The 21,772-nt window shown below is 72.8% G+C and carries 20 protein-coding genes and 1 pseudogene; 13 read left to right on the forward strand and 8 right to left on the reverse strand.

Translation table 11 applies throughout. From position 1 onward, the window contains the following. Positions 1 to 110 precede the first annotated feature (110 nt). Positions 111 to 935 carry a class I SAM-dependent methyltransferase gene (locus CHF15_RS28010; RefSeq protein WP_179279994.1) on the forward strand — a complete coding sequence of 275 codons (825 nt, stop codon included), beginning with the start codon at positions 111 to 113 and terminating at the stop codon, positions 933 to 935. Between the two features lie 454 nt (positions 936 to 1,389). Here the strand turns inward: CHF15_RS28010 and CHF15_RS28015 are convergent, their stop codons facing one another. Beyond that, positions 1,390 to 2,121 carry a DUF7873 family protein gene (locus CHF15_RS28015; RefSeq protein WP_089226661.1) on the reverse strand — a complete coding sequence of 244 codons (732 nt, stop codon included), beginning with the start codon at positions 2,119 to 2,121 and terminating at the stop codon, positions 1,390 to 1,392. 79 nt (positions 2,122 to 2,200) lie between these two features. Here CHF15_RS28015 and CHF15_RS28020 point away from each other — a divergent pair, with 79 nt between their 5' ends. Continuing rightward, positions 2,201 to 2,725: a GNAT family N-acetyltransferase gene (locus CHF15_RS28020; protein ID WP_089226662.1), complete on the forward strand. Its 525-nt coding sequence runs from the start codon at positions 2,201 to 2,203 to the stop codon at positions 2,723 to 2,725. Between the two features lie 20 nt (positions 2,726 to 2,745). Here the strand turns inward: CHF15_RS28020 and CHF15_RS28025 are convergent, their stop codons facing one another. Both CHF15_RS28025 and CHF15_RS46745 read right to left on the reverse strand, forming a co-directional pair. Next, the gene (locus tag CHF15_RS28025; protein ID WP_089226663.1) at positions 2,746 to 3,714 is read right to left on the reverse strand and encodes an alpha/beta hydrolase; all 969 of its coding nucleotides are present in this window, start codon (positions 3,712 to 3,714) and stop codon (positions 2,746 to 2,748) included. A gap of 152 nt (positions 3,715 to 3,866) precedes the next feature. Continuing rightward, a pseudogene (locus CHF15_RS46745) lies at positions 3,867 to 4,097 on the reverse strand (hypothetical protein); the annotation flags it as partial. Between the two features lie 176 nt (positions 4,098 to 4,273). Here CHF15_RS46745 and CHF15_RS28030 point away from each other — a divergent pair. The 3 genes from CHF15_RS28030 to CHF15_RS28040 all read left to right on the forward strand — a co-directional run bounded on the left by CHF15_RS28030 (position 4,274) and on the right by CHF15_RS28040 (position 7,020). After that, positions 4,274 to 5,134, forward strand: a complete 861-nt coding sequence (locus CHF15_RS28030) for a hypothetical protein (protein ID WP_089226664.1) — start codon at positions 4,274 to 4,276, stop codon at positions 5,132 to 5,134. Positions 5,135 to 5,365: 231 nt separating this feature from the next. Then, positions 5,366 to 6,517, forward strand: coding sequence for a methyltransferase (locus tag CHF15_RS28035; protein ID WP_089226665.1), 1,152 nt, complete (start codon positions 5,366 to 5,368; stop codon positions 6,515 to 6,517). A gap of 50 nt (positions 6,518 to 6,567) precedes the next feature. Next, a complete protein-coding gene (locus CHF15_RS28040) occupies positions 6,568 to 7,020 on the forward strand; it encodes an archease (RefSeq protein WP_089226666.1) in 453 nt (150 codons plus the stop codon). 22 nt (positions 7,021 to 7,042) lie between these two features. Here the strand turns inward: CHF15_RS28040 and CHF15_RS28045 are convergent, their stop codons facing one another. Further along, a complete protein-coding gene (locus CHF15_RS28045) occupies positions 7,043 to 8,455 on the reverse strand; it encodes an RtcB family protein (RefSeq protein WP_089226667.1) in 1,413 nt (470 codons plus the stop codon). A 229-nt stretch (positions 8,456 to 8,684) separates the two neighbouring features. Here CHF15_RS28045 and CHF15_RS28050 point away from each other — a divergent pair, with 229 nt between their 5' ends. The 6 genes from CHF15_RS28050 to CHF15_RS28070 all read left to right on the forward strand — a co-directional run bounded on the left by CHF15_RS28050 (position 8,685) and on the right by CHF15_RS28070 (position 13,809). Continuing rightward, positions 8,685 to 9,041 (forward strand): PRC-barrel domain-containing protein, encoded by a 357-nt coding sequence (locus CHF15_RS28050; RefSeq protein WP_089226668.1) that lies wholly within the window; start codon positions 8,685 to 8,687, stop codon positions 9,039 to 9,041. A gap of 34 nt (positions 9,042 to 9,075) precedes the next feature. Then, a complete protein-coding gene (locus CHF15_RS45095; protein ID WP_179279995.1) occupies positions 9,076 to 9,243 on the forward strand; it encodes a hypothetical protein in 168 nt (55 codons plus the stop codon). An 88-nt stretch (positions 9,244 to 9,331) separates the two neighbouring features. Next, complete coding sequence (locus CHF15_RS28055; RefSeq protein ID WP_089226669.1) at positions 9,332 to 11,212, forward strand: transketolase; 1,881 nt, start codon at positions 9,332 to 9,334, stop codon at positions 11,210 to 11,212. A 327-nt stretch (positions 11,213 to 11,539) separates the two neighbouring features. Next, entirely contained in the window at positions 11,540 to 12,592 is a 1,053-nt protein-coding gene (locus CHF15_RS28060; RefSeq protein ID WP_143681647.1) for a hypothetical protein, read from the forward strand. A 167-nt stretch (positions 12,593 to 12,759) separates the two neighbouring features. Further along, the gene (locus CHF15_RS28065) at positions 12,760 to 13,209 is read left to right on the forward strand and encodes an SRPBCC family protein (protein ID WP_089226671.1); all 450 of its coding nucleotides are present in this window, start codon (positions 12,760 to 12,762) and stop codon (positions 13,207 to 13,209) included. A 144-nt stretch (positions 13,210 to 13,353) separates the two neighbouring features. Continuing rightward, a complete protein-coding gene (locus CHF15_RS28070) occupies positions 13,354 to 13,809 on the forward strand; it encodes an ATP-binding protein (protein ID WP_179279996.1) in 456 nt (151 codons plus the stop codon). A 46-nt stretch (positions 13,810 to 13,855) separates the two neighbouring features. Here CHF15_RS28070 and CHF15_RS28075 read toward each other — a convergent pair whose 3' ends face one another. Next, a complete protein-coding gene (locus tag CHF15_RS28075; protein ID WP_089226672.1) occupies positions 13,856 to 14,074 on the reverse strand; it encodes a hypothetical protein in 219 nt (72 codons plus the stop codon). Positions 14,075 to 14,217: 143 nt separating this feature from the next. Between CHF15_RS28075 and CHF15_RS28080 the strand changes: the two genes are divergently transcribed. After that, positions 14,218 to 15,402 (forward strand): serpin family protein, encoded by a 1,185-nt coding sequence (locus CHF15_RS28080; protein WP_089226673.1) that lies wholly within the window; start codon positions 14,218 to 14,220, stop codon positions 15,400 to 15,402. A gap of 48 nt (positions 15,403 to 15,450) precedes the next feature. Continuing rightward, entirely contained in the window at positions 15,451 to 15,990 is a 540-nt protein-coding gene (locus CHF15_RS28085) for a precorrin-3B C(17)-methyltransferase (RefSeq protein ID WP_089226674.1), read from the forward strand. Between the two features lie 19 nt (positions 15,991 to 16,009). On the opposite strand, the gene CHF15_RS28090 is transcribed toward CHF15_RS28085, so the two are convergent. From CHF15_RS28090 to CHF15_RS28100, 3 genes are all read right to left on the reverse strand, one after another. Further along, positions 16,010 to 18,868 (reverse strand): FAD-binding and (Fe-S)-binding domain-containing protein, encoded by a 2,859-nt coding sequence (locus CHF15_RS28090; protein WP_089226675.1) that lies wholly within the window; start codon positions 18,866 to 18,868, stop codon positions 16,010 to 16,012. A gap of 50 nt (positions 18,869 to 18,918) precedes the next feature. After that, positions 18,919 to 20,097 (reverse strand): anhydro-N-acetylmuramic acid kinase, encoded by a 1,179-nt coding sequence (locus tag CHF15_RS28095; protein WP_089226676.1) that lies wholly within the window; start codon positions 20,095 to 20,097, stop codon positions 18,919 to 18,921. Between the two features lie 86 nt (positions 20,098 to 20,183). Continuing rightward, positions 20,184 to 21,770, reverse strand: coding sequence for a sodium:solute symporter (locus CHF15_RS28100; protein ID WP_089226677.1), 1,587 nt, complete (start codon positions 21,768 to 21,770; stop codon positions 20,184 to 20,186). Positions 21,771 to 21,772 lie beyond the last annotated feature (2 nt).

Consider the following 21,772-nt stretch of genomic DNA (forward strand, 5'->3'; position numbering starts at 1 on the left):
GCCGCGTCCAGGACAGATTGCCGTTGCCCACACCGTCGACGGGTTCAGCCTCCAGGAAGTCGTTGGCCACCTCGTCTTACGCGCTGCCGGTACCCTCTCCCCGCACACACATGAGAGGTGCCACGGCAGTGACAGGCTTCGATCAGAGCGAACGACATATCTGGGCAGGTCGAGCTACGGCTTACGCGCGTTCGTACGCCGCGCTGTGCGCTCATCCGGTGCCGCGATTGCTGGACGTCGCGCAGGTGCGTCCGGACGTACGGGTGCTCGACGTGGGAACGGGTCCCGGGACGGTCGCCCTTGCCGCGGCCACCCGGGGTGCGGCCGTGACGGCCGTCGACGCGGAACCCAGCATGGTCGAACTCGCCCGCGGGGCGGCAGCAGCGATCGACTTCCAGGTCGCCACCTTGCCCGAGCTTCCCTTCGGTGACGGTGAATTCGACTCCGTCACCTCCAACTTCGTCCTCAACCACGTGGGTCGACCCCGGCGCGCGGTGGCCGAACTGCGACGCGTGGTGCGGCCGGACGGCTGGATCGCACTCACGATCTGGCCGGTCCCCCCCGCGGCAGGCCAGGACCTGCTCGGCCGTGCGATCCGAGCCGCCGACGCTGTTCGGCCGGCCCATTTGCCGGCTATCGCGCCCGAGGAGGACTTCCCACGTGACGAAGAGGGCCTGACCGATCTCCTCCGCTCGGCCGGCTTGCGGGAGACCATGTGCGAGACGCTCCGGTGGGACCACCGGACCACCGTCGAGCAATGGTGGAGCGGTCCCGCCGCCGGCGTGGCGTTCTCCGGACACCTCGTGCAGAGCCAGCCCACGGGAACACGGTCCGCGATCGAGACACACTTCCGCAGGTTCAGCGAGGAGTTCACCGACGCGGACGGCATGCTCACGCTGCCGCATGCGGCCTTGCTCGCCTGGGGACGTCGCTGAACCCGTGCGCTCAAGGGATTCCGGGAGCCGTCATGCACCGCGCACCGGCCGGGTGAACGGCGACGTGACGGAGCCCGGGAGCGGTATCCAGCTGCCCGGGCTCCTGAGGTGCCACCCAATTGCGCACACCGGCGGCGTTTAAGAGCCGCGGATCATTCTGAGATCGACGTGTTCTACCTTTGAACTACCGCGCCACGGAAGAGGCGCAGAGGGGAATTGAACCCCCATCCGTCGATGATCGTCCGCGCTCGGTCGATCCGGCGTTCGGCGGCGAATGCTGAGACTGGAGCGAGAGTCTGAGATTCACGGGGCTGCCTCTACCCTTTGGGCCACCCCGGCCTGTGATGCCGGGGGAGGGACTCGAACCCCCACTGATACCCCTGTTCAGCTTCAACGTCAGTTTCAGCTTGCGCTCTCGGCGCACCCCCCGCTCTCACGGGGGGCGTTGATGAGGCTACCCGAACAGGTAACCGAAGACCGCCTCCCCCACGCGCTGGTCGGTGACGTCCGCGCCGTTGGCCTCCTCGCGGGCGAACTTGACGGCCTGCTGCAGCTTCTCGACCCTGCCGAGCAGCTCGTTCACTCGGCGCGCCGGCAGCGCGCCGGAGAACTTCACGGTCGTCCAGTACCCCACGGGCACGTCCTCGTAGTACACCTCGACCTGCGCCGGGTGCTTCTCCGTGGCCTCGGCCTTCACGTGGTTGCGCGGCACCTTCCTGGTGCGGATCGTCCGGACCGGGTCGGTCTTCCAGCAGTCCGTCGACGGGTCCGGGTTCCACGACTCCGACGCGTCGAGGACGGGCAGCTTGCGCACGAAGGTGTGCAGGTCGGTGAGCTGCTTCTCCAGGAACAGCAGGTACGGGACGGGGACCTGCGCGAGCAGCACCCGCCCGTCCACCACCACGTCCGCGGCGGCGGTCCGGTTGGCCCAGTCCTTGGTCGCCGTCACGTCGAAGAGCCGCGTCAGGGTCCCCCCGACCGCGTGCAGGACGTCCTCGGCCTTCACCTGGACCCGGGTGGACTCCGGCGGCAGTTGCTCGCCCTCCTCGTCCTTGGGCTGGTACGTCCGCGAGATCCCGGCGAGCAGCGCGGGCTTCTGGACGTCGTGATGGGCCTGGGTCAGTTCCTGGAGGGACTTGGACTTGACGCCCTTTTCCACGGCGATGATCTGATTGAGCTTCGGCACGTCATGGAAATTAGCAGTGCCCCGCCCGTACACACACCCGATTTTCGGGCCCACGGCGACGCATCGGTATCGTCGCCGCATGCCCGAACTGGTCGCGCCCACCGTCCGTCTGCGCTCCGCCTGGCTCGAGGCCCACGACGAGTGGGGTCCCGGCCGGCACGAGGACGGATTCGGGCTGGGGCCGTCCGACGAGGTCGGATCGCCGGACGGATTCGCGGCCTGGGTGACGTCGCTGGCCGAGCAGTCCGGTCCGGAGGCCGTGGCGGCGGGCCGCACGTGTACGTACCGCTGGATCGTCGAGGGCGACCGTGTGCACGGCGGCGTCGCCCTGCGGCTGGGACCCGACGACTACGTGCTGCGGTTCGGCCACGTCGGCTACGGCATCCGGCCGTCCTCGCGCCGCCGTGGACTGGCCACCTGGGCCCTGGGGCGGATGCTCGACGAGGCGCGCCGGCTCGGGCTGGAGCACGTGCTCGTGGTCTGCGAGGCCTCCAACACCGCCTCCGCACTGACGATCGAGCGCAACGGCGGCGCCCTCGAACCCGCAGGGCCCCGGGAGGCCGGGGCGGATGCGGTGCTGCGCTACCGGATCACGATCGCCTGAGGCGACGAGGCGACGCCGCCTCAGGGGTGCAGGGCCCGCTGCAGGGCCTCGACGGCCAGCGTGCGGGCGACGACGGTCGCCTTGGAGTCGCGGAGGCTGTCGAGCATGAGGAAGTCGTGCACCATGCCGAGCACCCTGACCGCGGTGACGTCCACGCCCGCCTCGCGCAGCTTGGCGGCGTAGGCCTCTCCCTCGTCGCGCAGCACGTCGGCCTCGTCGGTGATGACCAGCGTGGTGGGCAGGCCGCGCAACTGCTCGACGCCGGCCCGCAGCGGGGACGCGTAGACCTCGGCGCGCTGCCCGGGGTCGCTGGTGTAGGCGTCCCAGAACCACTTCATCCCGTCGCGGGTGAGGTAGTAGCCCTCGGCGAACTGCCGGTAGGAGGGCGTGTCGAAGTCCGCGTCGGTCACCGGGTAGAGGAGCACCTGGGCCGCCACGTCGATGTCGCCGCGGTCCTTGGCCATCAGGGCGAAGACGGCCGACATGTTGCCGCCGACCGAGTCTCCGCACACGGCCAGGCGCGACGCGTCGAGCCCCCGGTCCTCGCCGTTGCGCAGGATCCACTTTCCGACCGCGTAGTTCTGCTCGATCTGGGTGGGGTACTTCGCCTCGGGGGCCAGGTCGTAGACCGGGAAGACCACGGCGGCGTTCGTGCCGACGGCGAGTTCGCGCACGAGCCGGTCGTGGGTGTTCTCGTCGCCGAACACCCATCCCGCGCCATGGATGTAGAACACCACCGGGAGGGTCTGCGTGGCCCCTTCGGGGCGGATGATGCGGGCCCGGACGCTGCCGTACTCTCCGGCGTCGACGGTCACCCATTCCTCGTCCACTGCGGGCTTGGGCACGCCCTCCCCCGCCTGCAGGTCGTCGAGGATCCCGCGGCCGCTCTCCGGCGGGACCTCGTAGATGCGCGGGTGGGGTGCGCTGGCGTCCGCCAGTTCCTTGGCCGCGGGCTCCAGGACGGGCGCCCTGGACGGGGATTCGGGCATGGCGGGCCTCCTGCCGGGGTTTCCGTTCATGGGGCGGCGTACGCGGTCGCAAGGGACCGTGCCGGCCGCCTTTCCATCGTCCCTCGGCGATTCGGCGCCGCAACTCCGGGCATCCGTGCGGTCGCAGAGCGCTGACACGGGGGCACAGACCGTCACTCCGCGGGGCGGCGCCCGGCGGCGTGGTGCCTCGTGCCCGCCGGGGCCCGCCTCGAGCGCGGCGGTGAGCAGATCGTGGGTCGTGCGGTCGAAGGCCACGAGCCTGATCCACCGGACACCGGTCTGCGGCCCCTGAGGACGGAGACGGCGATCCGCGCCGCTTCCTCCGCCTGGTAGCCGTGGACGCCGGTGGCGATCGCGGGGAACGCGGTGCTCCTGGCCCCCGGTTCGTCCGCGGACTCCGGGTCGAGGTCGTAGGTGGGCGCCCATGGCGCTCCGTTCGAGCCGTGCCCTGATCGTTTACGCGTTCATCGATTGTTGTATGGTCCAAGGCCATTGATCGTTGTACGAATCTTTGCCTCCCTGGGGGGAACTTCTCATGCACATGCGTCGCCTTGTGGCGATGACGGCTGCGACCGGCACACTCGCACTCGGTCTCGCGGCCTGTGGTGACTCCGCCAAGGTGGCGCCGAAGGCCGCGTCGACGCAGGTCTCCGCCATGTCGGTGGAGAAGAGGGCCTCCCTCGTCGACGCGGTGCGCAGCGGCGCCAAAGCGGTGGGGCAGCAGGGGTCCGCGAAGGTCGCCGTCGAATCCGTCGACACAGAGGTGGGCACCACCAAGTCCGAGGGCACGCTGAGCTGGAAGAAGGGCGCCGAAGCGGCCGAGGTGAGCATGGACGCCGCTTCCCACCCCGACCTGCGGGACATGGCGGGCCCGGACGGCAAGGTGCACCTGACGATGGCGGAAGGCGACGTGTACCTCCCGGTCGAAGGGGTGTTGCTCGAGGCCGCGGGCGGCAAGAAGTGGCTGAGGCTCGAGGGCTCCTCCGCGGAGGACAACCCGGCCAAGGACCTGCCGCACGGTCCCGCCACGGTGCTTGCCGCCCTGTCCACGGCGGCGGACCTCGCCGCGGTCGGCGAGGAGCAGGTGGCCGGCGCCGCGGCGACCCACTACACGGGCACCGTGGACATCGAGAAGCTTGCCGCGGACACCGCTGTCCTGGAGCTCGTCAGCAAGGGTGAGCGCGACGCCTACGTCGACGAACTGCACGCCACCGGCTTCAGGAACACCGTCGACATCGAGGCGTGGATCGGCGCCGGCGACCTCGCGGTCAAGGTCGTGGAGTCCGGCAAGACCGCCGAGGGCCCTGCTGAGCTGACCATCGCGTACTCCGGCTACGGCCGGACCTCCGCCATCAAGGCACCCCCGGCCAAGGATGTCACCACGTTCGCCGAGGTGATCCAGAACGCCGCCCAGGGCTGACCTCATCGCGCCGGGGGTGCGTCGCTGCCACGCGCACCCACCGACCGCACGGGGTGTCCGTGGCGCATGACAGGAGCCGGAGCCTTGACGAGCCGGAGCCCGTCCGCGTCGCGCGGGGTCTGCGGGACTTCCCCAACCTGCTGCGACGGCCCCCGACCCGCTTCGTCGCGGCCTGCGGCCCCGGAAACCCGCAGCCTGGGGCACTGCCGGCAGCCCGTACCCTGAGGGGCGATGAACCTCTTCAGCACGCCGTGGGGCGCACTCGAACTGACCCGATTCCCCGCGGAGCCGCGGGAGACGCTGCGTGCGTGGGACGCCGCGGACGACTACCTTCTGCGGCACCTCGCTGAGACGGGTACGGACCTGGCGGGCACGACCGTCGTCCTGGGCGACCGCTGGGGGGCGCTGGCGACGGCGCTGGCCGCGCACCGTCCCGTGCAGATCACGGACTCCCACCTCGGGCAGCAGGCCACGCGCGCGAACCTGCGGCGCAATGTGCCGGACGCCGAGGTGCGGCTGCTGACCACGCGCGACGAGCCGCCCGCCCGCATCGACGTGCTGCTGGTCCGGGTGCCGAAGAGCCTCGCCTTCCTGGAGGACCAGCTGCACCGGCTGGCGCCCGCGCTCCACCCGGGCACCGTCGTCCTGGGGACGGGGATGGTCACCGAGATCCACACGTCCACGCTGCGGCTGTTCGAGCGGATCGTCGGGCCGACCCGGACCTCGCTGGCCGTGCGCAAGGCGCGGCTGATCTTCAGCACCCCCGATCCGGCGGCGGACGGCGGGCCCAACCCGTGGCCGCTGCGGTACGCGCTGCCGGACGGCATCGGGCCGTTGTCCGGCCGTACCGTCACCAACCACGCGGGAGTGTTCTGCGCCGACCACCTCGACATCGGCACCCGCTTCCTGCTCGAGCACCTGCCGGTCCGCAAGGGCCCGGACCGCGTGGTCGACCTGGGCTGCGGCAACGGTGTGGTCGGCACCGCGGTCGCCCTGGCCAATCCCGACAGCGACGTGCTGTTCGTCGACGAGTCGCACCAGGCGGTCGCCTCCGCCGAGGAGACCTTCCGCGACAACGCCGGCCCCGGGGGCAGGGCCCGGTTCCTCGTCGGGGACGCCGCCGACGCCGTGGCCGCCGTCCGGCCCGAGGGGGCCGACCTCGTCCTCAACAACCCGCCGTTCCACTCCCACCAGGCGGTCACCGCCGCGACCGCCCAGCGCATGTTCGTCACCGCCCGGTCCGCGCTGCGGTCCGGGGGTGAACTGCTGGTCGTCGGCAACCGGCACCTCGGCTACCACGTGCGCCTGCGGCGGCTCTTCGGGAACTGCGAGGTCGTCGCGTCGAATCCGAAGTTCGTGGTCCTGCGGGCCGTCAAGAGCTGACGCCGGGCCGCCGGACCCTTGAGGCCGCCGGAACCGGGCAGGCGTTCCTCATGGTGGACGAGACCTACGGCGGCGGCGGGGCGGAGGCGGGCGGGCACCGTACGGTGCCGCACACCGCCGATGTGCGGATCGAGGCGTGGGGGCCGACCAGGGAGCAGTGCCTGGTCGAGGCGGTGATGGGGCTGGTCGAGTGCTTCGCGGACGTCGCCGGGGTGCGGCCCGCGTGCGTACGGCGGGTTCCGGTGGCGGAGGCCGCCGACGACGATCTGCTGGCCGACCTCCTCGACGAGGTCATCTACCGGCTCGAGGTGCACGGGGAGGTGCCCGTCGACGTCGAGGCCGAGTCGGACGACGACGGCGGCGGGCTGGACGTACGGATGGCGGTGGCCGACGTCGGGTCGGTCGAGGTCGTCGGCGCGGTACCGAAGGCCGTCTCGCTGGGCGAGCTCCACCTGGCCCCGGGCCCGTACGGGTGGACCTGCGCGGCGACGGTCGACGTCTGACCGCCCGTCTCGCAGGGCGCGGCTACCCCTTCACCACGCCGAGAGGCACCAGGCGGACGACCCTGCGGCACAGTCCGGCGCCCTCGCTGGCCTCGACCACCGCCGAGACGTCCTTGTACGCCTCCGGCGTCTCCTCGGCGAGCCCGCGCCAGGACGAGGCGCGCACGGCGATCCCGCGGGCCTCCAGCCGCGACCGCAGCTCCCTGCCGCTGACCCCGCGCGCGGCCTGGTGCCGGCTCTTCTCCCGGCCGGCCCCGTGGCAGGTCGAGTGGAAGGCCTCGCCTCGGGGGACTCCGGTGAGGACGTACGAGCAGGTGCCCATGGTGCCGGGGATGAGCACGGGCTGGCCGACGCCGCGAAGGTCGGCGGGCAGGTCCGGATGGCCGGGCGGGAGCGCCCGGGTGGCGCCCTTGCGGTGGACGCACAGGGTGCGCGGCGTCGCGTCCACCTCGTGCTCCTCTATCTTGGCCAGGTTGTGGGACACGTCGTAGACGAGGGTGAGACGGACGCCCGCCTCGCGGCGGAAGACGCGGCGGGACAGCTCGCCCAGCAGTTGGCGGTTGGCCCGGGCGTAGTTGGCGGCGGCGGCCATCGCGCCGAGGTAGGCGCGGCCCTCGGGCGAGTCGACGGGGGCGCAGGCGAGCTGCCGGTCGGGGACCTCGATGCCGTACCGCCGCATCGCGCGGTCCATCGCCCGCACGTGGTCGGAGCAGATCTGGTGGCCCAGGCCCCGGGAACCGCAGTGGATCATCACGCAGACCTGGCCGAGCGCGAGGCCGAAGGCGGCGGCGACCGGCTCGTCGTAGACCTCGGCGACCTCCTGGACCTCCAGGAAGTGGTTGCCGGAGCCGAGGCTGCCGACCTGCCCGAGGCCGCGTTCGCGGGCGCGTGCGCCGACCTGGCCGGTGTCCGCGTCGGCCACCGCGCCGTCGTCCTCGCAGCGGCGCAGGTCGCCGTCCTCGCCGTGGCCCTCCTCCACGGCGTAGCGGGACCCGCCCGCCAGCACGCGTTCCAGCAGGCGGTCGCTGCCCAGGTGCCAGACGGCTCCGGTGACCGCGCCGCGCGGCGTGTCCTGGCCCAGTCCGTCCATGATCGCGGGCAGGGCGGGGCCGATGGCCGTGCGGTCGCAGTCGGCGGCCAGCAGCCGTACGCCGCAGGAGATGTCGAAGCCCACCCCGCCCGGTGAGACCACGCCGCCGTCGGCGACGTCGGTCGCGGCCACCCCTCCGATGGGGAAGCCGTAGCCCCAGTGGACGTCGGGCATGGCGTACGAGGCTCCGACGATGCCCGGCAGCGCCGCCACGTTGACGACCTGCTCAAGGGCCTTCTCAGCGTGGCTCAGCAGGTCGCGCGAGGCGAACACGACGCCGGGCACCCGCATCCGCGCGCGCCGGGCGATGCGGAAACGGTAGGGATCCTCTTCCACGACTTCCATCACAGCCTCCCTGACAGCCTCCGGAGCCGGCCGCCGGCGAACACACCCCCCATGGGTCGCGTTGCCACCGCTGACGGCCTCAAACGGCGCCCCGGCCGGATCCCGGTTCCGGACGTAGCATGAGAAAACGAGCAGGAACGCACTCACCTGCGACGGTCCGGCCAGGGCGGTCCCGGTGCGGCCACGCCGGGGCACCGCGCCATTCCGGCGCTCCACCGAGGAGCAGCTCATGATCCATTCAGCCGATATCCGCGAGTGGCGCGACCGCGACGTCATCGACCCCAAGGGTCACAAGATCGGCGCGCTGGAGGCGGTCTACGTCGACACCGCCACCGACCAGCCCTCCATGGCGACGGTGCGCACCGGGCTGCCCACGCGGCAGCGACTGGTGTTCGTCCCCCTCGACGAGGCGGTCGTGGGGCCCGGTTACGTCCAGGTCGCCCAGTCCAAGGGACTGGTGAAGAAGGCTCCGTCCATCGGGACGGACGACGTCCTGCCCGTCGAGCAGGAAGGGGAGATCTTCCAGTACTACGACATGGCCTACCACCCGGGCGCCGGCGGCGAACGCAAGCTCGCCCGGCGCTGAGCGCACCACGTCGCACCGGGGAGGTGTTCCGACCATGGCGCTCTTTCTCTTCCTGCTCCTGGCGGCCGTCGTCCTCGGCCTCATCGGCGTGGTCGCCGACGGTCTGTTCTACCTGCTGATCATCGGCATCGTCGTGCTCGTGATCGATCTGGTCTTCGTCGGGGTCAGGTGGCGGCGTTCGCGCCGCGGGCCCCTGCGCTGACGCCGGCCGGCCGAGACGAGTGCCGCCCAAACCGGTGGGTAGCAGGCATCAGGTACGAAGAGTCCTCCGTGCGAAGAGGGAATCCGTCATGACGGACCAGAAAGCCGCCGCCCGCCCGATCGGGCCCGACAGCGACCTGGAACAGGTCTTCGAACTCGCCCAGCAGCTCCGTGTGGATTCCGTGCGGGCCAGCACCGCGGCCGGCTCGGGCCACCCCACCTCCAGTCTGTCCGCCGCCGACCTGATGGCCGTGCTGATGGCCCGTCACCTCAGGTACGACTGGCAGCAGCCGAAGAACCCGGCCAACGACCACCTGATCTTCTCCAAGGGGCACGCCTCTCCCCTGCTGTACGCGATGTTCCACGCCGCGGGCGCCGTCGACGAGCAGGAACTCATGACGACGTACCGCACGTTCGGAGCGCGCCTCCAGGGCCACCCCACGCCCGTCCTCCCCTGGGTGGACGTGGCGACCGGATCGCTGGGCCAGGGCATCGCCTACGGCGTGGGCATCGCCACGGCGGGACGCGACCTGGAGCACGAGCCGTACCGGGTGTGGGTGTTGTGCGGCGACAGCGAGATGGCCGAGGGCTCGGTCTGGGAGGCCCTCGACAAGGCCGGCCAGCGGAATCTGCCCAACTTCGTGGCGATCGTGGACGTCAACCGGCTCGGCCAGCGCGGCCCGACGGAACTGCAGTGGGACACCGAGGCGTACGCCCGCCGCGTCGAGGCCTTCGGCTGCCGTGCCCTGGTCGTCGACGGCCACGACCTCCAGTCCGTCGACCGGGCGCTGACCACCGCCGCCGACGGGCAGGGGCCCACCGTCATCGTGGCCAGGACGGTGAAGGGCCAGGGCGTCCCTGAGGTCGCCGACCACGAGGGCTGGCACGGCAAGCCGCTGCCGCCGGACCTCGCGGAGCACGCCATCGCGGAGCTCGGGGGCGTACGTCACCTCACCGTCCGCGGCCCGCGGCCGCCCGAGGCCGCGCCGCGCCCGCCGATGGCGGCCACGGCCCCCATGGACCTGCCGCACTTCCAGCTCGGGGACGAGGTCGCCACCCGGGTCGCCTTCGGCAAGGCGCTCGTCGCCGTCGGCGTCCGCCCCGACGTCGTGGTGCTGGACGCCGAGGTCGGCAACTCCACGCACGCGGAGGACTTCGGCAAGGCCTACCCCGACCGGTACTTCGAGACGTACATCGCCGAGCAGCAGATGATCGCCTCCGCCGTGGGCATGGCCGTGCGCGGCTACCGTCCGTACGCCGCGACGTTCGCGGCCTTCCTCACGCGGGCCCACGACTTCATCCGCATGGCGGCCATCTCGCAGATCTCGATGGCCCTGTCGGGCAGCCACTGCGGCGTGGAGATCGGTGCGGACGGGCCGTCGCAGATGGGCGTGGAGGACCTGGCGATGATGCGCGCGGTCCACGGCTCCACGGTGCTGTACCCCAGTGACGCCACGTCCGCGGCCGCGCTGACGGCAGCCCAGGCCGACCTCGACGGCATCTCGTACCTGCGCACCACGCGCGGGGCGTATCCCGTCCTGTACGGGCCGGACGAGTCCTTCCCCGTGGGCGGTTCCAAGACCCTGCGGCAGTCCGGCGACGACGAGGTCACCCTCGTCGGGGCCGGGGTCACGCTGCACGAGTGCCTGGCGGCGGCCGACGCGCTGGCCGGTGAGGGCATCACCGCCCGGGTGATCGACCTGTACTCGGTCAAGCCCGTGGACGCCGACGCCCTCGCACGCGCCGCCCGCGACACCGGTGCCCTCGTCGTCGCCGAGGACCACCACCCCGAGGGCGGCCTGGGCGAGGCCGTCCTGTCGGCCCTCGCCGCACGGCACCAGGGCCCGGCCTTCGCCCACCTGGCCGTCCGCGACCTGCCCGGCTCCGGCACGGCGGAGGAACTGATGGACGCCGCCGGCATCTCCCGCACGCACATCGCGGACGCGGCGAGGCGCCTGGCCTCGGGCTGACCCCGCCTCGTCCGGTACGAGAACGAGCACCGGCGGCCGCCGTCCCCCGTGACGGCGGCCGCCGCGGTGTCCGCGGGCCCGCGCCGAGCGCGCCGAGCCGGGCCGCCCGTCACCTGGACGGGCTAACCGGGCCGCCGGCCGGGGCGCCCCTCGGCTGTCCGCCGGGACCGGCCCCGGGCGCCGGGGCGCGCCCCGGCCCCGGGTCCCTCGCCGGGCGATCTTCCTCCGCGTCGCCCACGCTGGTGCCGGTGCCCGCCCACCCGGCGGCGCCGCCGCACGGCAGGGCGGCCCTCACGGCCGCCACGACACCCCCACAAGGGAGCAGGCATGACATTGACGACGGATGCGCTCATACCCGCGCTCGAGGATGTGCGGGAGGCACACGCCGCGGTGGTCGACCGGTTCCGGGCCGACATGGCCGTCACCCCGGTCGGTCCCCATCGGCAGACCCTGGAACGTCATGCCGCCCAGACCCAGCACCACATCGCCCGGATCGAAACCCACGTCCGGGACATGCGCCCGCGCCATCTGCTCCGGGACACCGGCGACATGGTCCGCACCGCGTCGGCGGGCGCGTTCCACACCGCGATGGCGCCCCTGCACATCGGCGCCCGCATGGTGCGCGGGATGCTGCCGGGAGGGGCGCACGCCGACGAGCACCAGTTGCTCAGGAACACCGAGGACGAGTACACCGCCACCGCGCGGGCACTCGCCGCCTGCCGCGCCGGCGAGAGCATCGCCACCCTCGCCCAGGACGACCGCGCCGCCGCGCTGCTGAGCACGCTGCGCCGGCAGGACGAACAACTGCTGCGCGAGCTGGAGTCCAGCGTCGAGGACCAGGCGCTGGCGCTGGCCACCACCGCGGCCGGCAACGGCCACCACCCCCACGGCGCGGCCGGCATCGCCGACGCCGCCGTCCGCACGCTGCGCGCCACCGCCCAGCGGCTGCAGGCCGTCTGGACGGGCGGCGGGCGCCCGACCGCCCGTCCCGCCGGAGACGCCGGGCGCCCGGCCGGGAAGGCCCCGAGGGCCCAGGCACCGATGGCCCGCACCGTGGACCTGCCGCTGGCCGACTACGACCGGCTGCCCGTCGCCGAGATCATCCAGCGGCTGCGCCTGTTCTCGCAGGCGGACCTCTCGATGATCGAGGACTACGAACGGGAGCACGGCGACCGGGTCGGCATCCTGAACGCCATCGAGAACCTGCGCGGCAACCAGCCCTGGCCCGGCTACGACACCATGAGCCCGGATCAGATCACCGCGCGGCTGCGCGGAGCCGAACCGCTGCTGGCCCGGCAGGCCATGGACTACGAGCGGCAGCACCGCGGACGTCCCGACGTCATCAGCGCCGCCAAGCAGCGCACCCGCGCCGCCGTCTGAGCCGCCGCCGCACGAGGTCCCCGCCGTGGCGAAACGGCGGGGACCCTCGCATGGGCCCGAAGGCGGTTCAGGCGGGGCCGTTTGGCACCGTCCCGTCCGGGCAGGCGCGGGCCACGAGGCGAAAGACGCCGCATCCCGAAGCGGATGCCGACCCGAAAGGTGGGCACATGTCGACGGTTGAGGAGTCTGTCGAGGTCGCGGTGCCGGTCACGACGGCGTACAACCAGTGGACGCAGTTCGAGGAGTTCCCCCACTTCATGGAGGGGGTGGAACGCATAGAGCAGCGCACGCCGACCCTGACGCACTGGGTCACCGAGGTCGACGGCGTTACGCGCGAGTTCGACGCCGAGATCAGCGAGCAGATCCCCGACGAGAGGGTCGCCTGGACCACGGTCGGCGGCGACGTCCACCAGGCGGGGGTGGTCACCTTCCACCGCCTGGACGACCGGCACACCAAGGTGATGCTGCAACTCGTGCACGAGCCGCACGGCGTGGCCGAGACGGTGGCCGACAAGCTGGGCGTCGTCAGGCGCCAGGCCAAGGGCGACCTCAAGCGCTTCAAGGCGTACATCGAGGCCCGCGGCATGGAGAGCGGCTCCTGGCGCGGCGCGGTCTGACCTCCCCCGCCCGCAGCGAGCCCCAGGCGCGGGTCCCGGACACCCTTCGGTGTCCGGGGCCGCGCCGTCCGTTCGCGCCGCCATGGGCGACGGCAGGCGGGGTAGGCGTACTTCTGCCGTCACGGAGCAGAAGGGAGCACTCCGATGGCCGACGCATCATTGAGGGCCGTCGGCTGGGCGCGGTCGTTCCCCGTGTCCGGCGGGGTCAGGGCCGGCCGCCGGTGGACGCGGGACCATCTCGCCGCCCTGGACTGGACGAAGGACGCGCCCGGCACGGTGGACGACATCCTGCTGGCCGTATCGGAGCTCATCACGAACGCACACGTCCACGCCCACAGCGACGCCGAGGTCGTCCTCACCTGGGACAGCCGGTGCCTGCACGTCAGCGTCCACGATGACGACGACACGGTGCCCACCCCGCGCGACGCCGACGAGAACGCCACCGGCGGGCGCGGCCTGGCGCTCGTGGACGGCCTCGCCGACCACTGGCAGACGCACGCCCAGCACCACGGCAAGACGATAACGGCGTGCTTCACGCCGCCCGGCCCGAAGCCGCCCGGTCCGCAGCCGGCCGGTCCGGATGAGGAGCCGATGCGCTGAAGACGCGTCACCGGCGTTCCGGCCTCCGGCCGGCCGCGGCCGCCGGTCAGGGGCGGAACACGTTCGGGTCGTGAGTGAGGGGGGCGTTGTGCACGGACGCCGAGTTGTACGTCCAACGGTCGTCGCTGGCCTGCCGGCGGCGGGCCTGCTCGATCAGCAGGCCGTCGGCGTTCTCCGTGCGGCGGTTGCTGCGGCGCAGGAGCTTGACGACCAGATACGCCACGAAGGACACGAGCACGAACAGAAGAATCCCGAGTTCGACCACAGCAGCTCTCCCCCATGTGTCAACAGCTACATGACCTGCATCGTAACCGCGGGAGGGTGTCCTGTCCCTCCCTCTTGAGCCTCATTTGAGCTTGTGGGAAACCCGGTTGGCGTCAGACGGGCGCGCTGCCAGGGTCGCGGGTCATGGGAGACGCGAGGACGGTGCGCGCGGTCAACGCGCTGACCTCGGGGTGGGCGGGTCGGGCGCTGCGGCGGAGCGAGGAGACCGTGTTCTCCGCCGCGGGGGTGTGGCCGCTGCTGGCCCTGCTGGCGGCCGGTGCGGACGGTGCGGCCCGGGACGAGCTCGAGCGGGCGACGGGGGTAGGGGCCGGTGAGGCCGCCGGGGCCGCGGGGCGGCTGCTGGCGCGACTCGACGCGCTGCCCGGCGTGGCCTCCGCCATCGGGCTGTGGAGCAGGGCCACGGTGCCGCTGGAGCCCGGATGGGCCGGCGCGCTGCCTCCGGCCTCGCACGGCGTCTTGAGCGGTGACGTCGCCGCCGACCGCGCGGCGCTGGACGCCTGGGCCGACAAACGCTCCGGCGGTCTGGTCCCCCGACTCCCGATCCCCTTCGGCGAGGGGACGGAACTCGTGCTGGCCGGTGCGCTGACGGTCAGGACGGACTGGCTCCGGCCGTTCGACGAGCACGGCGGCGTACTGTACCGGACCACCGCCTTGCTGGACCGCGTCGAGGTGGTGGAGGCTCCGTGCGGCCGGGTGACGGTGCTGAAGGTGCTGGGCACCGGCGGGATCGACGTCCATCTGCTGCGCGGCGAGACGGGCGTGCCCGGGGGCGAGGTGCTCACGGCGGGCGTGGGCGCGCTGCGGCGTGCGTACCCGGCCGTCCCCGGGGACCGGCTGCCGTACGGGGAGCCCGGGCCCGGGGTCACGGTGTCGCGCGTGCACGGCTGGGACCGCCGGCCGTATCTGTCGGTGACCACGGTGCCGTTCGAGGTGACGGCACACCACGATCTGCTCGACCACGCCGGGCTGTTCGGGCTCGCTGCGGCCACGGACGACTCCCGCGGCCACTTCCCCGGCATCAGCCGTAGGCCGCTGGCGGTCGGCGCCGCCGGGCAGACCGTGACAGCCGCCTTCAGCGCGCTGGGCTACCGCTCCGCCGCCGTCACGGCGATCAGCGGTATCGCGGGGGGCGTGGCGCCGTCCACGGCGAAGCAGGTGGACGCCGAATTCACCGGGTCGATCGGCTTCCTGACGGTGCACCGGACCTCCCGGCTGGTGCTCAACGCCGGATGGGTGAACGCCCGGCTCCCAGAAGAGGACTGGGACGGATGGGACGAGTCCGGCGACGACGCGGGCGGCGCGGCGTGACGCGAGGCCGCCCCGCGCCGCCCTCACGACCCCTGCCATGATCGAGACATGACATACGCTCGCCGCCGCTTCGCCGGCACGCTGGGGCTGGTCCTGCTCGCGGTCACCGTCGCAGGGTGCGCCGATCCGACCGCCACCCCCGAAACCGTGGGCCGGGACCGCCCGCCGAAGGGCTTCTGCCCGCCGCCGGAGGCTCCGCAGGCGGAACCCTCGCCGTGCATCACCTTCGACTGGAATCAGCGGGTCGCGGAGAACCACGCCTTCCGCAGTCCCATGCCGATCACCGAGGAGCAGCGGCGGCAGGCGTTGCCGAAGGCCGAAGCTCTGGCGGCGGTCCTGAAGAAGCTGGCGGCCTCGGGGACCTCGCAGGACGCCCTGCGCGCGGCGGCGGCGCGGGCCCTTTCGCTGACGCCCGATCAGGTCGATCTGCGGGGCGCCCGTTTCGACCCCCTGCGCGACGTGCTGGTCGGCGGTGGCGAGGGGCGGGTCTGCGTCAACGGCTCCGTGGACGGCACGGGGAAGGCGGACGCCGAGGTGGTCGGGCGCACCGCGGACGGGGCGTGCCTGCCGGGGCTGGGCGGGCACTGAGCCCGCCCGCCCGTCCCGGTCAGGCGGTCGCCTCGTCCAGCAGTTCCAGGACGTGCCGGTAGGGGCGGCCGGTGGCGCGGGTCATGCCCATCTCGCAGGTGCGGTTGCACGAGGCGTACGCGTCGAACGCGCCGGCGGCGATCTCCGCCGCCTGGGCGGCCGTCGCGGACTGCGTGACCTCGGGGTGGAGCAGGCCCCGGTCCCCGGCGAAGGCGCAGCAGCCCCAGTTGTCGGGGACGGTGACCTTGTCGCTGACCGCGGCCGCGACGTGGCGCAGGGCGGCGTCGATGCCCAGGTGGACGGTGGAGCAGGTGGGGTGCAGGGCCATGGTGCGCATGCGGCGCGCGGCGGGCAGGGCGGGGAGCAGGTGCTCGGCGGTGAAGGCGACGCTGTCGACGAACCGCAGGGCCGAGTAGCGGGCGCGCTCGGACTCCGCGAGGGTGTCGGCCAGTTGCTCGAGGCCGTGGGTGCAGGAGGAGGCGTCGCACACGACCGGCAGCCGCCCGCCGTCGCTGGCCTCCCACAGTGCCTCTAGGGTCCGGCCGGCCATGGTGCGGTGCCCGTCGGTGTAGCCCTTGGACTGCCATGGCGTGCCGCAGCACAGGCCGGTCAGGCCGTCGGGGACCGTGACCTGGACGCCGGCGCGTTCGCACAGCCGCAGGAAGGCGGCGGCCGCGCCGCCGGAGTCCCCTTCGGGGGCGAAGACGCTGCCGATGCAGGCGGCGAAGAACACCGCCCGCGCTCCTTCGGGGTGCCGGGGCGCTGGACGGGCGGGGCCGCCGCGCGGGATGTCGCCGGACCAGGTGGGCACCAGTTCCGTCGCTCCCAGCTTGCGGATCGCGCCGGTGGCGCCGCGCAGGACCGGGGCGGGCAGGACGTGGGCGGTGTTGAGGGCGGCGCGCACTCCGGTGACGGCGCTCCCCCAGTGCCGGGCGGTGGTGTTGCCGAGGCGCTGGGCGGTGGGGCTGTGGCGCTCCGCGCGCAGGCGCTTCATGACGGCGCCGGTGTCGATCGTGACGGGGCAGGCGGTGACGCAGAGGCTGTCGGCCGCGCAGCTGTCGACGGCCGCGTAGGCGTAGTCCGCCTCCAGGGCGCGGCGGCGTTCCTCGTCGCCGGCGGCGGTGGCGAGCGCGATCTCGCGCTGCAGGGCGATGCGTTGCCGGGGTGTGGTGGTGACGTCGGCGGTGGGGCAGACCGGTTCGCAGTAGCCGCACTCCACGCATGCGTCGACGGCCGGGTCGACCGGGGGGACGCTCTTGAGGTCGCGCAGGTGCGCGGCCGGGTCGTCGGTGAGCAGGACGCCGGGGTTGAGGATGTCGTGGGGGTCGCAGAGCCGCTTGAGCTCGCGCATCACGTCGTACAGTTCGTCGCCGTACTGGCGGTGGACGAAGGGGGCCATGGCACGCCCGGTGCCGTGCTCGGCCTTCAGCGTGCCGCCGGCGTCAAGGACGAGGTCGACCATGGCGTCGGTGAAGCGGGCGTAGCGCTCGGTCTCGGCGCGGGTGTCGAAGTCCTGGGTGAGCATGAAGTGCAGGTTGCCGTCGCGGGCGTGGCCGAAGATGACCGCGTCCTGGTAGCCGTACCGGTCGAAGAGACCGATCAGGCCCTCGCAGGTGCCGGTCAGCCGCTCCATGGGCACCGCGATGTCCTCCAGGAGCGCGGTCGTCCCGGCCGGGCGTGCTCCGGCGACGGCCGTGTACAGGCCCTTGCGCAGGTGCCAGAGCCGGCCGCGGACCGCGGCGTCGCGGGTGAGCGCGGCCCCGGTGACGGCGGGCAGCCGGTCCAGGACGGGCCGGGCGGCGGCCACGGTGGCGTCGAGCGTTTCGGCGCTGTCCTCGGCGAACTCCACCAGCAGGGCGGCGTGGTGTTCCACGCGCAGCCCGCGCAGTTCGTCGACGGGGTCGGCGGCCTGCTGTGCGACGCGCAGGGAGGCGGCGTCGAGGAGTTCGGCGGTGCGGGCGCCGGCGGCCAGCAGGGCGGGCAGGGCGTCGGTCGCCTCGGCGAGGCCCGGCAGGATCAGCAGGCCGGTGGCGGTGTGCGGCAGCAGGGGGACGGTACGGAAGACGGCCTCGCCGACGAAGCCGAGGGTGCCCTCGCTGCCGATCATCAGGTGGGCGAGGATGTCGGCGGGGTCGGTGTGGTCGAGGAACGAGTTGAGCCCGTAGCCCATGGTGTTCTTCATCGCGAACAGCCGCTCGATGGTGGCGCGTGAGGCGGCCGAGCCGCGGACCCGGTCGCGCAGCCGGAGCAGCCCGGTGTGCAGGTCGGGCTCGTGGGCGCGCAGGGCGGCGTCCGCGTCGGGTGCGGCGGTGTCGACGACGGTGCCCGAGGGCAGCACGAACTGCAGCGACTCCATGGTGCGGTAGGCGTTGTCCTGGGTGCCGCAGTTCATGCCGCTGGAGTTGTTGGCGACGAGCCCGCCGATGGTGCAGGCGCTCTCGCTCGCCGGGTCGGGACCGAGCCGGCGCCCGTGGCGGGCCAGCCGCGCGTTGGCCTGGCGCACCGTGAGTCCCGGTTGCAGCCGGATGCGCAGGCCGTCGTCGAGGACCTCGGCGGAGCGCCAGTGCGTACGGACGTCCACCAGGACGCCGTCGCCGCCGGCCTGCCCCGCCAGGCTCGTACCGCCGGAGCGCAGCGTCAGCGGCACCCCGGCCCGGCGCGCGCCGGCCATGAGCGCGCCGACCTCGGCGGCGGAGGCGGCGCGCACCACGGCCTGCGGTGTGAAGAGGTACGGCGAGGCGTCGTGGGCCGCAGCGACCCTGCGGGGCACGTCGGTGGAGACCCGGGAGGGGTCGGCCACGCAGTCGGCCAGCCACGCGGCCGGGCCGGGGTCGGCGGTGCGGGACGTGGGGGCGGGGGTGGCGGCGGAGGTGCTCATGGTTCCTCGGGTACGACGGTGCGACGGTACGACGCGGGGGCCTGCGGCGCTCAGTGGGCGGGGTCGGTGATCCGCAGCAGGCGGGGCGGCTGTGCGGCGGGTTCGGGCAGGCGCAGCGGGGCCAGGCCGGGGGTGATGCTGCCCAGCAGCGTGGCGCGGCGGGCGCCGGTGCCCGAGGTGAGGGTGCCGGGCAGGCCGTTGACGGTGAGGAAGCCGAGCACGGCGAAGGCGAGTGCCTCCTTGGCGTCGGAGGGCAGGCCGAGGTCGTCGCTGGGCCGCAGCGTCACGCCGGGCAGTTCCTCGCCGATCATGCGCATCAGCACGGGGTTGTGGGCGCCTCCGCCGGACACGACCAGGCTGGTGACCGCGTGCGCCCGGCAGGCGTCGGCGACGGTGACGGCGGTGAGCCTGGTCAGGGTGGCCAGGACGTCGTCGGTGCCGGGTGCCGGCACGGCGGCCAGGGCCCGCTGCAGGTACGGCAGGTGGAAGAGTTCCTTGCCGGTGCTCTTCGGCGCGGGCCTGCGGTAGTAGGGGTCGTCGAGGAGGACCTCGAGCAGGTCGGGGTCGGTGCGTCCGGCGGCCGCGCGGCGGCCGTCCTCGTCGTAGGCCGCGGCGCCGCCGGTGAAGTGGCGTACGGCCGCGTCCAGCAGGGCGTTGGCGGGGCCGGTGTCGAAGGCCAGGGGCTCCGCGCCGGGGGCGACGACGGTGATGTTGGCGATGCCGCCGAGGTTGAGCGCGGCGGGCACTCCGGGGAGCCCGCGCAGCAGCAGGGTGTCGGTCATGCCGACCAGCGGGGCGCCCTGGCCGCCCGCGGCCACGTCCCTGCTGCGCAGGTCGGAGACGACCGGCAGCCCGGTGGCCTCGGCGATCCAGGCCGGCTGGCCCAGTTGCAGGGTGCCGCGGACGGTTCCGTCCTCGACCCAGTGGTGCATCGTCTGGCCGTGGGACACGACCAGGTCGGCGGCGCCCCCGCACAGCTCGTCGAGCGCGCGTGCCGCGGCCCCCGCGAAGGCCTGGCCGACGCCGGTGTCCAGGGCGCAGACGTCCTGGGTGGTCGTCGTCGAGGGCGGCAGCGTGGCGGTGATGAGGTCCCGCAGTCCGTCGGCGTAGGGCACGGACAGATGGCCGAGCGGCCGCATGAGCAGGGTCTCGCCGTCCAGGGTGAGGTCGGCGGCGGCCGCCTCGATGGCGTCGTACGAGGTGCCCGACATCAGGCCGATCACGCGCATTGCTTCTCCCAACTCTTGTGTGCGGGGCGGTCATGTGGTGCCCCGGGGTGGGGGCCGCCCGTCGGCGGCCCCCACCCCGGGAGTCCTCATTCGGCGCCCGCGCCCGCCGCGACGCGACCCGGGCCGGAGCCGGACTCCGGGCCGCCGTCGGTCAGCTCGACCTCGTGCACCTCGCGGACCTCGGGGGCCGGGTGGAACAGGCTCATCACACCGCCGATCACCAGGGTGATCACCACGCCGATCGGCACCAGCCACTGGGCGGCGATGGCGGTCGGCACCGTCGCGCCCGCCACGGTGACGTCGATCTTCACCGAGCGCACGATGTAGGTCATCACGCCGACCGTGACCAGGAACGCGACGACCGCGTCGACCTCGTTGGCGCGCCTGACGATCCGGCCGAGCAGGAAGGCGCCGAGCAGCGCGCCGTAGGTGTAGCCCGCGATGGTCAGGCCGGTCAGGTAGACGTTGCCGGTGCTGGTGCTGAAAGCGCAGGCGAAGACCGCCATGAGCACGGCCCACACCAGTGTCATCACCCGGGCGAGCTTGAGCAGCGACTCCTCCGAGGGGGTGCTGCGGAAGAAGCTGTGGATGATGTCGGCGACGGTCGAGTTGGACATGGAGTTGAGCGCGGAGGACAGGGAGCCCATCGCGGCGCCGAGGATGCCGGCCACGAGCAGGCCGGAGATCACCACGGGCAGCCCGTGCAGGATGAAGTTCGGGTAGAGGTTGTCGGAGCTGTGCAGGCCCAGCTCGGAGAAGCTCTTGCCCTTGTTGTACGACCACAGCAGCGCGCCGACGAGCGAGAAGGCGGCGAACTGGAGGGTGACGAAGACGCCGGAGGCGATCATGGCCTTCTGGCCGTCGCGCAGCGTGCGGGTGGCCAGGACGCGCTGGACGATCAGCTGGTCGGAACCGTGGCTGGCCATCGCGAAGATGGCGCCGCCGATGATCGCGGTCGGCAGGGCGAACGGGCTGGTGAGGACGTGCGCGAGGTCGAAGTTGGTGTCGAACAGCTTGAAGTGGCCCGAGTGCAGGGCGTCGGAGAAGCCGCTGCCGCCGACGTGGCCGGAGAGCACGGCGATGGCGAGGATGGCGCCGCCGAGGTAGAGGCCCATCTGGATGGCGTCGGTCCAGATGACCGCCTTGATGCCGCCGAGGTAGGTGTAGACGACGGTGATCACCGTGAGGACGATGATGATCAGGCGGTAGCCCGCGTGCACGCCGAACTCGTCGAGCAGCAGCTTGATCGGGATCGCGGAGGCGAACAGGCGGACGCCCTCGGCGAGGAGGCGGGTGAAGACGAAGGTCACCGAGGCGAGTCCTTGCAGCTTCAACCCGAATCTGTTGCCCAGGTACTGGTAGGCGCTGACGAACCCGCCGCGCTTGTACAGGGGGATCAGCACGGTGGCGACGACCACGCGGCCGATGACGTAGCCGAGGGCGAGTTCGACGTTGCCGAAGCCCTGCCCGCTGTAGGCACCGCCGGGCACGCTGATGACGGTCAGCACGCTGGTCTCGGTGGCCACCACGGAGAAGGAGACGGTCCACCAGGGCATGTGCCCTTCGCCGACGAAGTAGTCCTTCGCCGTCTTCTGCCGTCCGGCCAGTCGCAGTCCGATCCACGCGATGGCGATCAGATAGACGACGATCACGACGAGGTCGAGTTGACGCACGC

Source organism: Actinacidiphila glaucinigra, from assembly GCF_900188405.1.
GTDB lineage: Bacteria > Actinomycetota > Actinomycetes > Streptomycetales > Streptomycetaceae > Actinacidiphila > Actinacidiphila glaucinigra.

Bases quoted from the DNA above. Each gene is read 5' to 3' on its own strand.
- CHF15_RS28010 (WP_179279994.1), top strand. From the start codon at position 111: ATGAGAGGTGCCACGGCAGTGACAGGCTTCGATCAGAGCGAACGACAT.
- CHF15_RS28020 (WP_089226662.1), top strand. From the start codon at position 2,201: ATGCCCGAACTGGTCGCGCCCACCGTCCGTCTGCGCTCCGCCTGGCTC.
- CHF15_RS28025 (WP_089226663.1), bottom strand. From the start codon at position 3,714: ATGCCCGAATCCCCGTCCAGGGCGCCCGTCCTGGAGCCCGCGGCCAAG.
- CHF15_RS28030 (WP_089226664.1), top strand. From the start codon at position 4,274: ATGACGGCTGCGACCGGCACACTCGCACTCGGTCTCGCGGCCTGTGGT.
- CHF15_RS28035 (WP_089226665.1), top strand. From the start codon at position 5,366: ATGAACCTCTTCAGCACGCCGTGGGGCGCACTCGAACTGACCCGATTC.
- CHF15_RS28040 (WP_089226666.1), top strand. From the start codon at position 6,568: ATGGTGGACGAGACCTACGGCGGCGGCGGGGCGGAGGCGGGCGGGCAC.
- CHF15_RS28045 (WP_089226667.1), bottom strand. From the start codon at position 8,455: ATGGAAGTCGTGGAAGAGGATCCCTACCGTTTCCGCATCGCCCGGCGC.
- CHF15_RS28050 (WP_089226668.1), top strand. From the start codon at position 8,685: ATGATCCATTCAGCCGATATCCGCGAGTGGCGCGACCGCGACGTCATC.
- CHF15_RS45095 (WP_179279995.1), top strand. From the start codon at position 9,076: ATGGCGCTCTTTCTCTTCCTGCTCCTGGCGGCCGTCGTCCTCGGCCTC.
- CHF15_RS28055 (WP_089226669.1), top strand. From the start codon at position 9,332: ATGACGGACCAGAAAGCCGCCGCCCGCCCGATCGGGCCCGACAGCGAC.
- CHF15_RS28060 (WP_143681647.1), top strand. From the start codon at position 11,540: ATGACATTGACGACGGATGCGCTCATACCCGCGCTCGAGGATGTGCGG.
- CHF15_RS28065 (WP_089226671.1), top strand. From the start codon at position 12,760: ATGTCGACGGTTGAGGAGTCTGTCGAGGTCGCGGTGCCGGTCACGACG.
- CHF15_RS28070 (WP_179279996.1), top strand. From the start codon at position 13,354: ATGGCCGACGCATCATTGAGGGCCGTCGGCTGGGCGCGGTCGTTCCCC.
- CHF15_RS28080 (WP_089226673.1), top strand. From the start codon at position 14,218: ATGGGAGACGCGAGGACGGTGCGCGCGGTCAACGCGCTGACCTCGGGG.
- CHF15_RS28085 (WP_089226674.1), top strand. From the start codon at position 15,451: ATGACATACGCTCGCCGCCGCTTCGCCGGCACGCTGGGGCTGGTCCTG.
- CHF15_RS28090 (WP_089226675.1), bottom strand. From the start codon at position 18,868: ATGAGCACCTCCGCCGCCACCCCCGCCCCCACGTCCCGCACCGCCGAC.
- CHF15_RS28095 (WP_089226676.1), bottom strand. From the start codon at position 20,097: ATGCGCGTGATCGGCCTGATGTCGGGCACCTCGTACGACGCCATCGAG.